Consider the following 13861-nt stretch of genomic DNA (forward strand, 5'->3'; position numbering starts at 1 on the left):
TGTTGCTAGAATGGGCGGCCGCTGGCCGTGCGTAATCGTTCAGAGGAAGGAATGAATATGGTTGACACCGAGTTCATCGAGGCGTTGGCGTCGAAGGCGCCCACACCGGGCGGCGGCGGGGCGAGCGCTTACGCGGGGGCCCTGGCGAGTGCCCTGGCCTCCATGGTGGGCAACCTCACGGTGGGAAAGAAGAAGTACGCTGCCGTGGAAGAGCGCGTGCAGGCCGAACTGTTGGCATTGGAGGCCACGCGCCTGCGCCTTTTGGAGCTCATCGACGGTGACGCGGCGGCTTTCGCGCCGCTGGCCGCGGCCTATGGCATGGCCCGCGATACCGATGAGGCCGCAGCGGCTCAGCGCGCGGCCCTGCAAGTGGCCCTCGTGGATGCCTGCGAGGTGCCGCTGGAGATTATGCGCCAGTGCGTGCAGGTGATCGAGTCCTGCGTGTTCATGGCGAAGCACGGCTCGGTGCTGGCCCTGTCCGATGCCGGGGCAGCTGTGATGCTGGCGAAGGCGGCGCTCCTGTCGGCCAGCCTGAACGTGCGCATCAATATCGGCTCCATGGCCGATAAGGCCCGTGCGAAGGCGTACCGCGACCAGATGGAGGATCTCATTGCCGCGGGCGGCACCCTGGCCGACGACGTGTACGCCGGTGTGGTGGAAAGGCTCGGATAATGGCGAAACTGCTGACTGGTAAAGAGGTGTCGTCGGCCATTTGGGAGAACCTGATGCCGCGCATCGATCGTCTGCGGGCGGCGGGGGTGGCTCCGACGCTGGCCATCGTGCGCGTGGGGGAGCGTCCTGATGATCTGTCCTACGAGCGCACCGCCACCAAGCGCGCCGACACCCTCGGCATCGCCGTGCGTCGCTTCGAGCTGCCGGCCGACGCTACCCAGGCCCAGCTGGAAGAGGTCGTCGATCTCGTGAACACCGATGAGGCCATCCACGGCTGCCTGCTGTTCCGGCCGCTACCCGTCGCCATGGACGAGCGGGCCGTGTGCGATCGGTTGGCGCCGGAGAAGGATATCGACGGCATCGGCTCGGCATCGCTGGCCGGGGTGTTCGCCGATACGGGGGAGGGCTTCCCTCCGGCCACGGCCCGGGCCTGCCTGGAGACCCTGGACTTCTACGGCATTCCCGTGGAGGGCAAGCGGGTGGTGGTGCTCGGTCGCAGCCTGGTGATCGGGCGGCCTGTGGCCATGATGCTGTTGGCCCGCCACGCCACGGTGACCTTGGCCCATTCCCGTACCGAAGACGCGGCCGCCCACACCCGCGAGGCCGATATCGTGGTGTGCGCCACGGGCCGCGCCCGCGCCTTCGGGCCAGAATACTTCGTGCCGGGCCAGACGGTGCTCGACGTGGGCATCAACTTCGACGACGATGGCAACCTCTGCGGGGATGTGGACTTCGACGCCGTGGAGCCCGTGCTGGGGCCCGAAGGCGCCATCACGCCGGTGCCCCGGGGCCTTGGCGGCGTGACTACGAGCGTCACTATGGCCCACGTGGTGCAGGCGGCCGAGGCTGGGCAGCGCTAGGGGCGGACGACTCGTGAAATGAGCCTTGCCCCTTGGGGACAGATGGCGGGTATAATGGTGGCGGCCCCCCCCTGGGGCCGCGCGCGACCGGTTCTGATTCGAGGGGAGAGAGGTTGAACAAGCTGCGCATCCTGCTGCTCGCGTTGGCCTACGCCTGCTTTTGGGCATTGTTCGTGCTGTTTCCCTACCCGTCGAACGTAGTGCCCGAATCCTATACCTCCTACGATGCGGCCCCTGTGTTCGCCAGCAGCGTTGTCACGCTCGTTACGATGGCCCTTTCAGGCGGGGTTCTCGTAGCGCTTCGTGACGGTCTGGCCGAGCGGGTGGCCGGAAGCACGATGGCTGTCGTTGGGTCCGGCGCCGCGCTGCTTGCCTGCGGCGCCGCGCTCATTGTCAGCGCTCATATCGGAGCGATACCGCTTTGGCTGATGGTCGTCTACCCCGCCATCGTGGCGATCTATGGCGTGGTGGCCGCCGTTACCCTTGCGGGGGCATCGCGGCGCTTGTCTTCTCGGGACAACGCCGTCATGCTCGCTCTCTCCCTGTTCCTGTCGTTCCTGATCGGCGAGGCTATCGTAGCGCTTACGGATCCTCTGCCCACCGGGGAGATCTCCAATCCGCTCATGCCCGCCTTGGGCGGTGTCTTCCTGGTGATTCTCGGCCGCCTCGGCCGCAGTGATTCCGAACCGCCGTCTCCGCCACGCCCTGCGTCGTCGCTCTCGGGTCGTGCTGCTGCGCTCGCGGCTGCCATTCTACTGTGCTACCTGCTAGGAAGCGGGGCGTTTATGAGCCTCTCGTCGGTGGCTCGGGGCGAGACGTGGTTTTCCGATGGGTGGATCCATTGCGCCATCGCCCTTGGACTCTATCCGGCTTTTTGCCTCTGCGCATTCGCCGCATGGCGCCAGGGTCGCGCGGGCTATCCGTGGCTCGGTTTCTTCATCCTCTGCATCGCCTGCCTCTATTGTACCGCCCTGCTGTATGCGCCGCTGGCCGTCCTATGCCGAGCTTTGATCCTGTCGAGCCGTCCCATGGCCATCATGCTGCTGTGGGTGGCGGTTCAAGAGGGGATGCGTGCGCGGGGTCTTCCTTGGTGGCAGTCCGCGGTTGCTGCGCCCATGCTCACCGTTGCCGTCGATTGCGCCATTCACGCCATCGGACTTGTCGGGCTCTCTTCCGCGCAGATGGATTCAGTCGTCAATGCCGTCATGCTTGTTACGGCCTTTGTCATGACGCTGGGGATGCTCTGGTTCGTGCGACTGCGCCTTGACGGCACGGATCCCGCGCACTCTGGGTACCTTGCGGGCGCCATCGATGTGTCGGCGGTTATCGCTGCTCTGGCCGACGAACATGGCTTGAGCGAGCGGGAGGGCGAAGTGCTCGGGCTGCTCTACCGCGGTAACACCCAGAAAAAGATTGCCGAGCGCTTGTTCCTGTCGGTGAACAGCGTCCAAACCTATGCAAAGAGCCTCTATCGAAAGCTCGGCGTGCACTCGCGTCAAGAGCTCATCGACATGGTGAACGAGGCTGTGGACAAAGGCGACCGGACCCGCTGAGGGGCCCGGTCGCAGGGGGAGGGCGAAAAGTGGTCGATTACCAGACCGAGATGGCCGTGGCGCAAGCGGGGCTGTCCCAGGCGTAGCCGCCGTCTTCCCCGATGAAGGAGTCGGCGATAGAATCGAAGCTCGCCGGGTTCGAGGGTGTCATGTCCCCGGTTAGCGCGTGGATGACGGTGTAGCGTCCAGCGGTGAAGATATGCGCGTTCGAAAAGCCGCCCGGCATGTTCCAGTTGATGCCCCCGCAGGGGTTGCCCGCCTGGATGCCGGCGGCGTAGAGGCCAGGAATGGGATTGCCCTCGCCGTCGGTCACTCGGTAGCGGTTGTCCACCATGATGCCGGCGTTGATGCCCGAGATGCCCACATCTCCCTTGATGCAGAAGAACGGGGGAGTGTCTATGGCCGCCATGTCGGATCCAGCCACGCCGAAATCGTCGTCGGTGCCCTTGGCGCACAGCTCGTTGTATCGCTCGATGCTGGCCACTCCCTCCTGGACGGGAATGCCGGCCGCCTCGCAGAGCTCCTCGAGGGTATTCCCCGACACCACCGTTTCGGGATCCATCCAGGCGCTGCCCTCGCCTACGAGGGCCACCGGCGGTACGCCGGGGATGCCCTCCACGGCGCCTTCGGTCTTAGAGTCGAAGATGCGGTAGTGGATGCCGCGATCCTCGGGTTTGTAGGTGGCGGACATGGAGATGTTCAGGCTGCTCATCGGAACGGTTTCGTTGCAGAAGCGCTTGCCGTTGACGTCGAGGGCCAGGAAGGGATAGAACATGAAGGGGCCGATATAGTTGGTGTGGATCTGCCGGGCGTGTCCGAGCGGTGCCATGCGCCCGCCTGCCAGAATGCCGAGGATGTGCCCGTCGCCTGTGTGGTTGATCAGGCAGAGGGGGAACATGGACGCATCGCGCATGTTCCGATCCACCATAGACTCGTTGTTCATGTAATCGCCGGCGGCCAGCACCACGCCCTTTGTGGCGGTGAGCTTCACATAGGTGCCGTCTTTTTGCTTGCCGATGGCGCCGGTGATGGTGCCGTCCTCTTCCTGGACGAGCTGCACGCAGGGGGTTTCGTAGTAGAACGTGGCACCGCCGTCGGCTGCCTTTTGGGCGAGAGCGGTCATGAGGTCCTGATTCGAGGCTTGGGTCGCGTCGCAAACGGCGACAACGCTGCCGTCATCGTAGCGGATGGAGCTGTCGGTGAGGAACTCGATGGGCTCGATGCCGACGGAGCGGCCCTGGGATATCACCCACGGCACGGCTTCCTCGGCGTATTCCACATAGTAGTCGAACAAGTCGTTGTTGATCCTCCAGTCGTTGAGGCGGGCCCAGTCGCTGCGCCAGCGCTTGATGCCGGCGGGGGTGGAGTGCTCTTTCGCGACGAAGGAGCAACCGTTGCCATTGGCGGACACCACGGCCTCTTTCTGGAGACAGGCTACCTTTGCGCCCTCTTCCACGGCGGTAAGTACGGCGGGCACGCCGGCGCAGCCCGCGCCTACTACGACGATGTCGTAGGTTTCCTCGGCGGCGAACTCGGTGATCGGCTCGCGCTCTACGATACTGAAATCGAAGTCGCTCTCCTTGAGGTCGGCGGGAAGCTCGTCGTTTGCGGTGTCGGCCAATTTCCCGCTCGCAGTGGCGGATGGGGCGCACCCCGCCATTCCCAGCAGGGCGGTTCCGGCCGCTGCGCCGATGCCGCCTTTGATGAACATTCTGCGATCCATGGTCTGCATGAGTCCCTCCTTGCACTGTTTCTTGGACGCGGGCTGCGGTGCCCGAGCGTCTCTTGTCGGTGATCATCATGGCCCATGAAGCCGGCTTGCGCTTCCCATGGAATGGGGATAGTTTTGCTCGGAGTGCTTCCCATAAAATGGGGAAGCACCTGTATGGAGGCGCTTTTGGAAACAGTGCCCGCATCTTCGCATTCGCCGTGCGAAGTTGGATGGGAATTGCGGGAAAAGGCAAGGAAGGTCGTGCCGTCAGCCGATTGGCGCAATGATGACGCAGCGTCAGAGGCGTTCTCGTGAAATGATGTGTCCTTCACTGATATTCGCGAGAAGGAGAGCGCCATGCCCATCTTCAGCCCCACCGAGATCACCGACAATTACATGAAGGCATCCGTGGGGAAGGCGGAATCCCCGGCGTGGCGCCTCTTCATTTTGGCTGTGGCCGCCGGCCTGCTCATCGGCCTGGGCGGCGTTACCTCCTCCACGGCGGCCCACGCCCTCGACAACGCCGGCATGGTGCGCCTCGTATCGGGCCTCATCTTTCCCGTAGGACTCATGATGGTCATCCTCATGGGCACCGAGCTGTTCACGGGCAACGCCCTCATGATCACGGCGGCGCTGGACGGCCGCATCACCTGGGGGCGTCTGCTGCGCAATTGGGGCATCGTGTTCGCCGGCAACCTCGTGGGCGCTGTGGCCCTGGCCGCCTGCATGGCGTTCTTCGGGCAGTTGAACATCGGCGGGGGCGACTTGGCCGTGTACACCGCCATGGTGGGCGCGGCGAAGAGCAGCATGCCCTGGATGAACGCCTTCGTGCTGGGCATCTTCTGCAACCTCATGGTGTGCATCGCCGTGTATCAGGCCAACACCGCCCAGGACACCGCCGGGCGCATTCTGGGCATCTTCTTCCCCATCATGGGCTTTGTGCTGGCCGGCTTCGAGCATTGCGTGGCCGATATGTACTATGTGCCCGCGGGCATCTTCGCTTACCTGAACCCGGCCTATACGGGCATGATCGACGCGGCGGGCGTAAACACGGCCGTGCTGACGTTCGGGCAGTTCGTCACGGCGAACCTGATTCCCGTTACCCTGGGCAACATCGTGGGCGGGGTGCTGGTGGGCCTGACCATGTACGCGTGCCACCGCACCAAGACGAAGAAGGACTAGGGGCCGCGAGGGGCGGCCGCTGTCGGATGCCGCCGGATGTCGGAGGCGGAGGTGGGGGAGGGCGCCGGTTTGCCTCACCGAACGAATTCGTAAGGAATGTGGGTAATCTGGTCAAGTTCGGCCGTCCGCGCCGGCCGCCAGCGGCTGCGGCGTATGATAGGGCCATGGCAAACGGACTGACATATCAGCGTACCACTTCCACCCCCGAGGCGACCAAGCAGCTGGCCTCCACGCTGGCGCCCTATCTGCATCCGGGCGACGTGGTGGTGCTCGATGGCGATCTGGGGGCGGGAAAGACCCAGTTCGTGCAGGGCGTGGCCGCCGCGTTGGGTGTGCGCACGCCGGTGACCAGTCCCACCTTCAACATTCTGCTAGAGTACGGCGAGGGCCGCATTCCGGTGTACCACTACGATCTGTATCGTTTGGACGATCGCTTCCAGCTGGAGGATATCGACTACTACAGCGCCATCGACGGCGATGGTGACGGGGTGGCCTTCGTGGAATGGGCCGAGAAGTTCCCCGAGGACATGCCCTACGACTATCTGGAGCTGACCGTGACCGTGGAAGCCGAGGGCGCCCGTCGCATCGTGGCCCACTCCTACGGCGCTCGGTCGCGCCAGCTGCTCTGCGTGTGGGCCAACGATTCCAAGTCGCGCCTGGGAAAGTGCCAGCTGTAGGCCCGCGCGCTGCTCGGGATTTCTGCGGCTCCCGTGCGGCTTTTCGCCGGCCGCTTCTGCGACGGTTGCTGTGCGGCACCGGTCTTTTGCTGCGTTGGTCGCAGCGGTGTCCTTGGAAAGCGCGGAGTTGTGTGTGCTGTCTGCTTTGGAGCGACCGAAATGACGTTTGAGCGAGCCTCGGAGGGTCTTCGGCGGCCTTTTCCGGGGTGAAGCCTCTCTCAAACGTCATTTTGGTCGCGCGCGTCCTCGCCCAACCGTCAATTCGGTCGTTTTTCGGGCGGCTGGGGTGAGCGGGGCTTCCTGCGGTAAAATACGCAGGTTCGCTATCGCCGCTTCAGGAAGGCTTCCCGTGGATACTGCGCGCCCCTTTGTTCTCGCTTTCGACACCGCCAACGAGGTTATCGCCCTGGGGCTGGGAAAGCTGTGCCCCGAGACGGCCACGGTGGAGGCAGTGGCCTGCGCGGAAGTGGAGGCGCGGCGGGCGTCGAACACCCAGCTGGTGCCGCGCATCGACGGGCTGTGCGCCGAGGCTGGCGTGGCCCGCGAGGAGATCGGTTGCGTGTGCGTGGGCCGCGGTCCGGGGTCGTTCACTGGCGTGCGTATCGCCCTGGCCTGCGCCAAGGGCATCGCGAGTGCCCTGGAGGTGGGTCTGGTGGGCGTTTCGTCGCTGGACGGGGTGGCCTGGGGTGCCTGGGCGGCCGGAGTGCGCGGCACAGGTGCGGTGGTGGCCGATGCCATGCGCAAGGAAGTGTACCCCGTTCGGTTCGCGCTGACCGATGACGGTGCACGGCGCCTGACGGCCGATCGCGTGGTGAAGGCCGAGGCGGCGGCGACCGAGCTGGCCGAGGGCGGTCCGCTGGATTTCGTGACGGGCGACGGGCTGCGCAAGTACGCCGATCTGTTCGCGGGCGCGGGTCCCCTACTGCCTGAGGCTCAATGGACGCCGACGGGCGCGGGATTGCTGCGGGCGCTGCAGGCGGCATGGCGGGCCGGGGAATGCGATCCGCTGGATGCGGTGCGCCACGATCCGGGGCTGCTGCTGCCCGTGTACACGCGCCTGTCCGATGCCGAGGAGAACGAGCGGGTGCGCCTGGCCCAGGCTGCCGACACGCTGGCGGGCAAGCGCGGGTCGAAGCATGTGACGATGAACGACACGGCTATCGCGAACGCCCGGGCCAACGGCGAGGGCATCGCCTACAAGCCCCTGGATGCGCGCCACGTGGCCGCGGTGGCGGCTCTGGAGGCCCAGGTCATGGGCTCGGATGCGTGGAACGAGGCGCTGGTGGCCGATGAGCTGGGTCGTGCCGATCGCCTGTGGTGGGCGGCTTATGCCGCCGATCCGAAGATGCCCCTGACTGCCGATGCGCCTCTGGTGGGCTATGCCGGCGGCTGGGTGGTCGACGGCGACGTGCAGATTCTGAAGGTGGGGGTGGATCCCGCATGGCGCCGCCACGGCATCGCTCGCGTGCTGCTGGCTCGCGTGGCCGACGATGCGCGCAATCTGGGCGCCCGCACCTGCTCGCTGGAAGTGCGCGCGGCCAACACCGGCGCCCAGGCATTGTACGAGGCGCTGGGCTTCACGGCCTTGGGCCGCCGGGCGCGCTACTATTCCGATGGCGAAGACGCCGTGATCATGACCGGTCCCTTGCCCACCATGGCATTGCCGATGGTGCCGAACGGCGATGCGGTGGCCGGCGTTGCCCGTGCCGTGGGGGCTGCCGCATCCGCTGCGGAGCTCTGTAGGGGCGGTCTTCAGGCCGCCCTCGGCGAGGGGGATCTTGCATCGGAGAGGGCATGCGATGGGGCGACGTCTGCCGATGCGGGCGGGCTCAAGGCCGCCCCTGCGGGGGCTGGGCTGGGAGCCACCAGCGCCCCCGCCGCCCCCGTTGCCGGCGCTGTCGCGCCCGCCGCGCCTGCTGTCGCGCGCCCCCTTATCCTTGCCATCGAATCATCTTGCGATGAGACGGCTGCTGCGGTCATCGACGGTGAGGGCGTGTTGCGCTCAGACGTGGTGGCCTCCCAGGTGGACTTCCACGCGCGCTTCGGCGGGGTGGTGCCCGAGATTGCCAGCCGCAAGCATATCGAGGCCATCTGCGGCGTATGCGGTGAGGCGCTGGATGCGGCCGCGGTCTCGCTGGCGGCGAGCGGCGAAGGGGCTGGCAGCCCGGTGGCGGCCACCTCAAGCGCCCTGTCCGCCGAGAGCGAGCAGGACGCGCGCCCGCTGCGCCTGCGCTGGCGCGATCTGGATGCCGTGGCCGTCACCTACGCGCCGGGGCTCGTGGGGGCGCTCGTGGTGGGCGTGGCCTTCGCCAAGGGCGCGGCCTGGGGCGCCGATATCCCCTTCATCGTGGTGAACCACCTGGAGGGTCATCTGTACGCCAACAAGATCGGCTTGGACGACTTCGCGCCGCCGGCCGTGGTGTCGCTGGTGTCCGGCGGCAACACCATGCTCGTGTTCATGGCCGATTGGGGCGACTACCGCGTGCTCGGCGCTACCATCGACGACGCGGTGGGGGAGGCTTTCGACAAGGTGGCCAAGGCCCTGGGCCTGGGGTACCCCGGCGGCCCGGTGGTGTCGAAGTTCGCGGCCGAGGGCGATCCGGCGGCCATTCCCTTTCCGCGGGCCATGCTGCATTCGGGTGACTTGCGCTTCTCGCTGTCGGGGCTGAAGACCGCCGTGGTCACCTACATCAATGGCGAGCGGGCCGCCGGTCGGGAGCTGAACGTGCCCGATATCTGCGCCAGTTTCACCGCTGCGGTGGTGGACGTGCAAGTGGCGAAGGCCCGCGCCGCCTTGGAAGAGACCGGGGCGCCGACGTTCTGCCTGGGCGGCGGGGTGGCGGCCAACCCCTCGCTGCGGGCCGCCTACGAGCAGATGTGCGCCGAGATGGACGTGCGCCTGGTGATGCCGCCGCTGTCCGCCTGCGGCGACAACGCGGGCATGATCGCCGAGGTGGCCCTGGATCGCTATCGCGCCGGCAAGTTCGCCCCCCTCGATGCCGACGCCCTCGCCCACGGCGATTTGGAAGTGCCCTACTAGCGCCCTCTTGGGACGGCATCTCTGCCGCGGGCGATCTTTGGCCGCCTGCAATCTTAATACTCCCTTAATGCCCGTGGGGGAACCTTAAGGGCGTCTTTAGGCTTCTTTTCCTATGCTGGCTGACGTGGGCGAGCGCGGCTCGTCCGGTTGATCGGCGGCCCCTGCGGGGGTTTGGTGAAAGGAAGCGTCATGGCTGTGGTGACGACGATCGTGGGCCTGTTGGCCCTGGCCGCCATGGGTTATCTGGCGGTGCTGCTGCTCGGCGGCGGTGAGCGGCGATGAGCGCAGACGTGGGGGCCACGCTGCTTTTGGCCGTGGCCTACGGAGGGGTGGTGCTGGCCTGCGCCGTGCCGTTGTCGCGGTACCTGGTGGCCGTGATGGAGGGGCGCCGTTTGGGCGCCACGCGGGTGCTGGGTCCGGTGGAGCGCGGGCTGTACCGCCTTATGGGCACGAAGGCGACCGACACCATGGGATGGAAGCGCTTCCTCACGAGCCTGCTGGTGTTCACGGCGGTGTGCCTGGCGGGGCTCATGGGGCTGCTGATGGCCCAGGGCGCGCTGCCGGGCAATCCGGAGGCCCTGCCCGGGCTGCCGGCGGATACCGCCTTCAACCTGGCGGCCAGCTTCGTGACCAATACCGACTGGCAGCCCGTGGCCGGCGAGACCCATCTCAGCTACTTCTCCCAGGCCGTGGGCTTAACGGTGCAGAACTTCCTGTCGCCGGCTGCGGGCATCGCGGTGGCCTTCGCGCTGATGCGGGGGCTGGTGGTCCGCGGTACGGGGAAGGTGGGGAACTTCTTCGTGGATGTGGTGCGCGCGGTGCTGTACGTGCTGCTGCCCCTGGCGCTGCTGCTGGCCCTGGTGGGCGCCGCCGAGGGCATTCCCCAGACCTTCCAGGGCTATGAGACGGTGCAGCTGCTGGAACCGGTGGCGGTGGACGCCGAGGGCAATGTGGTGGACGTCGACGACCCGGCCGCCGTGCAGACGGTGACCGAGGCCGTGGTGCCGCTGGGGCCCCAGGCATCGCAGGTGGCCATCAAGCAGCTCGGCACCAACGGCGGCGGCTTCAACGGGGCGAACTCCGCCTCGGCCCTGGAGAATCCCACGCCGCTGACGAACTTCCTCCAGTGCGTGGCGATGCCGCTTGTCCCCTTCGCGCTCATTCTGGCCTTCGGGCGCATGGTGGGCGATCGCCGTCAGGGGCGGGCACTCATGGCGGCGGTGCTGGTGCTTTTGGCCGTCGGTATCGTGGCCGTAGTGGTGGCTGAGTCCCAGGCGACGCCCCAGCTGGCGGCCGACGGCTCCGTGTACACGGGCGGCCTCGGCCAGGCGGCCGGCAACATGGAGGGCAAGGAGGTGCGCATCGGCGTGGGGGCCTCGGCTTTGTGGATGGCCTTCACCACGGCCATCGCCAACGGCTCGTCGAACGCCTCCCTGGTGGGCATGACGCCCATGGGCACCCTCGTGCCGCTCGTGTTCATCGGGTTGGGCGAGGTGGTCGGGGGAGGCGCGGGCACCGGCCTTGCGGGGCTTATCGGATTTACCGTGCTCGCCGTGTTCGTCGCGAGTCTGATGGTGGGCCGCTCGCCCCAGTATCTGGGGAAGAAGATCGGGCCGGCCGAGATGCGCATGGCCACGGTGATGGTGGTGGCGCCGGCTCTGGTGATCCTGGCCGGGGCGGTCGTGCTGACCCTGTCGCCTGTGGGCGCATCAGCGGTGGGCGAGGGCGGCCCCTTCGGCTTCAGCCAGCTGCTGTACGCGGCCACCTCGGCCGGCGGCAACAACGGCAGCGGCTTGGGCGGCTTGGATGCGAACCTGCCGCTGATCAACCTGGTTCTGGGCGGGGAAATGCTGCTGGGGCGCTTGATCCCCATGGCGGCGGCCCTGGCCCTGGCGGGGCACCTGGCATCCCGCGAGCCCCAGGCATCCGGCGCGGCGACGCTTTCCACGGCGAGCCCGTTGTTCGTGACCCTCTTGTTGGTGATCATCGTGCTGGTGGGGGCGCTCACCTTGCTGCCGGCCCTGGCCCTCGGTCCCGTGGCCGAGCAGTTTGCCGGTGCGTTCTAGAGGAGGCGGTTGACCATGAAAACGGAAACGAAGCGCGCGGTGCGGGAGGCCTTCGCCAAGCTGGCCCCGGCCCGTCAGGCGGGCAATCCCGTGATGCTGATGGTGTATCTGTCGGCCGTGCTGACGACGGTGCTGTTCGCGCTGGCCCTAGGCGGCGTCTCCGACGCACCGGCCGGCTACATCGCGGCGGTGTGCGCGGTGCTGTGGGCGACGGTGCTGTTCGGCAACTTCGCCGAAGCGCTGGCCGAGGGCCGCGGCAAGGCCCAGGCCGACGCCCTGCGCTCAGCGAAGCGCGATGTGGAGGCCCACGTGGTGGACGAGGCGGCCCTGGCAGCCCTGGCGGCGGATGAGGTCGACGATGTCGCGGCCTTCCTCCTTCAGCGTACCCGACCGGCGAGCTCGGCCGACCTGACCTGCGGCCAGGTGTATGTGGTGTGCGCCGGCGAGGCGGTGCCGGCCGACGGCGAGATCATCCTGGGCGCGGCCAGCGTGGACGAGAGCGCCATCACCGGCGAATCGGCCCCCGTGGTGCGCGAGAGCGGCGGCGATCGCTCAGCGCTGACGGGCGGCACCACGGTGCTGTCGGACTGGCTTGTGGCCCGAGTATCCGCCGAGCCCGGCGCGAGCTTCCTCGATCAGATGATCGCCATGGTGGAGTCGTCCGCGCGCAAGAAGACTCCCAACGAGCGGGCCTTAGAGCTGCTGCTCATCGCGCTTACCCTGGTGTTTCTGGCGGTATCGACGGCGCTGTACGCCTTCAGCTCGTTCGCGGCCGCCCAGGCCGGTGAGGCGAATCCCGTGGGACTCACCTCGCTTGTGGCCCTGTTCGTGTGCCTGGCGCCCACCACCATCGGCGCGCTGCTGTCGGCCATCGGCATCGCCGGCATGAGCCGGTTGAACGCGGCCAATGTGCTGGCCACGAGCGGACGGGCCGTGGAGGCGGCGGGAGACGTGGACGTGCTGCTGCTGGACAAGACCGGCACCATCACCCTGGGCAATCGCCAGGCCGCGGCCTTCCTGCCCGTGGACGGCGCCAGCGAGCGCGATCTGGCCGACGCCGCCCAGCTGGCGAGCCTGGCCGATGAGACCCCCGAGGGCCGCTCTGTGGTGGTGCTCGCCAAGGAGCGCTTCGGCATCCGCGAGCGCACCCTGGCCGGGGCGGGCTTCACCGTGGTGCCCTTCACGGCCCAAACGCGCATGAGCGGTGTGGACTTCGACGGCCATGAGATTCGCAAGGGCGCCGCCGACGCCGTGCGCGCCTACGTGGAAGCGCGCGGAGGCGCCTACAGCGCCGAGGCCGCGGCCGTCGCCGACGAGGTGGCCCGTTCGGGCGGCACTCCGCTTACGGTGGCGCGCGACGGGCGGGTACTCGGGGTGATTCACCTGAAGGACATCATCAAGTCGGGTATTCGCGAGAACTTCGCCGACCTCCACGCCATGGGCATCAAGACCGTCATGGTCACCGGCGACAACCCGCTCACGGCCGCGGCCATCGCCGCCGAGGCGGGGCTGGACGACTTCATCGCCGAGGCCACCCCCGAGGCGAAGCTGGCGGCCATTCGCCGCTACCAGGCCGAGGGGCACCTCGTGGCCATGACCGGTGACGGCACCAACGACGCGCCGGCGCTCGCCCAGGCCGATGTGGCCGTGGCCATGAATTCCGGCACCCAGGCGGCGAAAGAGGCGGGCAACATGGTGGACCTGGATTCCTCGCCCACCAAGCTCATCGAGATCGTGCGCATCGGCAAGCAGCTGCTCATGACCCGCGGCAGCCTGACCACGTTCTCCATCGCCAACGACCTGGCGAAGTACTTCGCGGTGATCCCGGCGCTGCTGGTGCCGCTGTACCCGGGCCTGGAGGTGCTGAACATCATGCACCTGGCCAGCCCCGCCTCGGCCATGCTCGCGGCCATCCTGTACAACGCCCTCATCATCGTTGCGCTCATTCCGCTGGCTTTGCGCGGCGTGAAGTACCGCGAGGGCACGCCGGCCTCGCTTCTGGCCCGCAACCTGGTGGTGTACGGCCTCGGTGGCGTGGCGGTGCCCTTTGTGGCCATCAAGGCCTTGGATGTGCTCATGGTAGCCATGGGCGTGGCCTAG

Annotated in this window: 9 protein-coding genes; 8 read left to right on the forward strand and 1 reads right to left on the reverse strand. The window is 67.3% G+C overall.

The features are described 5' to 3' along the window. Positions 1 to 57 precede the first annotated feature (57 nt). From G503_RS0106535 to G503_RS0106545, 3 genes are all read left to right on the forward strand, one after another. The gene (locus G503_RS0106535; RefSeq protein ID WP_051191000.1) at positions 58 to 672 is read left to right on the forward strand and encodes a cyclodeaminase/cyclohydrolase family protein; all 615 of its coding nucleotides are present in this window, start codon (positions 58 to 60) and stop codon (positions 670 to 672) included. Next, positions 672 to 1532 (forward strand): bifunctional 5,10-methylenetetrahydrofolate dehydrogenase/5,10-methenyltetrahydrofolate cyclohydrolase, encoded by an 861-nt coding sequence (locus tag G503_RS0106540; RefSeq protein ID WP_028026946.1) that lies wholly within the window; start codon positions 672 to 674, stop codon positions 1530 to 1532. Before G503_RS0106535 ends, G503_RS0106540 begins: the two co-directional genes overlap by 1 nt. Before the next feature lie 113 nt (positions 1533 to 1645). Further along, entirely contained in the window at positions 1646 to 3085 is a 1440-nt protein-coding gene (locus G503_RS0106545; protein ID WP_028026947.1) for a helix-turn-helix transcriptional regulator, read from the forward strand. A gap of 37 nt (positions 3086 to 3122) precedes the next feature. Here the strand turns inward: G503_RS0106545 and G503_RS14125 are convergent, their stop codons facing one another. Beyond that, positions 3123 to 4817 (reverse strand): FAD-dependent oxidoreductase, encoded by a 1695-nt coding sequence (locus G503_RS14125; protein ID WP_051191001.1) that lies wholly within the window; start codon positions 4815 to 4817, stop codon positions 3123 to 3125. A 336-nt stretch (positions 4818 to 5153) separates the two neighbouring features. Between G503_RS14125 and G503_RS0106555 the strand changes: the two genes are divergently transcribed. The 5 genes from G503_RS0106555 (at position 5154) to kdpB (ending at position 13861) form a co-directional block, all read left to right on the forward strand. Beyond that, on the forward strand, positions 5154 to 5978 hold the full coding sequence (locus tag G503_RS0106555; protein WP_028026948.1) for a formate/nitrite transporter family protein: 825 nt from the start codon (positions 5154 to 5156) through the stop codon (positions 5976 to 5978). 164 nt (positions 5979 to 6142) lie between these two features. Beyond that, a complete protein-coding gene (gene tsaE / locus G503_RS0106560) occupies positions 6143 to 6655 on the forward strand; it encodes a tRNA (adenosine(37)-N6)-threonylcarbamoyltransferase complex ATPase subunit type 1 TsaE (protein WP_028026949.1) in 513 nt (170 codons plus the stop codon). A gap of 349 nt (positions 6656 to 7004) precedes the next feature. Next, complete coding sequence (gene tsaB / locus G503_RS0106565) at positions 7005 to 9695, forward strand: tRNA (adenosine(37)-N6)-threonylcarbamoyltransferase complex dimerization subunit type 1 TsaB (RefSeq protein WP_028026950.1); 2691 nt, start codon at positions 7005 to 7007, stop codon at positions 9693 to 9695. Between the two features lie 278 nt (positions 9696 to 9973). Then, positions 9974 to 11761, forward strand: a complete 1788-nt coding sequence (kdpA, locus tag G503_RS0106575; protein WP_051191002.1) for a potassium-transporting ATPase subunit KdpA — start codon at positions 9974 to 9976, stop codon at positions 11759 to 11761. A 15-nt stretch (positions 11762 to 11776) separates the two neighbouring features. Further along, positions 11777 to 13861 (forward strand): potassium-transporting ATPase subunit KdpB, encoded by a 2085-nt coding sequence (gene kdpB, locus G503_RS0106580; protein WP_028026952.1) that lies wholly within the window; start codon positions 11777 to 11779, stop codon positions 13859 to 13861.

Origin of the sequence: Adlercreutzia mucosicola DSM 19490 (genome assembly GCF_000422625.1) — a bacterium.
Taxonomy (GTDB): Bacteria; Actinomycetota; Coriobacteriia; order Coriobacteriales; family Eggerthellaceae; genus Adlercreutzia; species Adlercreutzia mucosicola.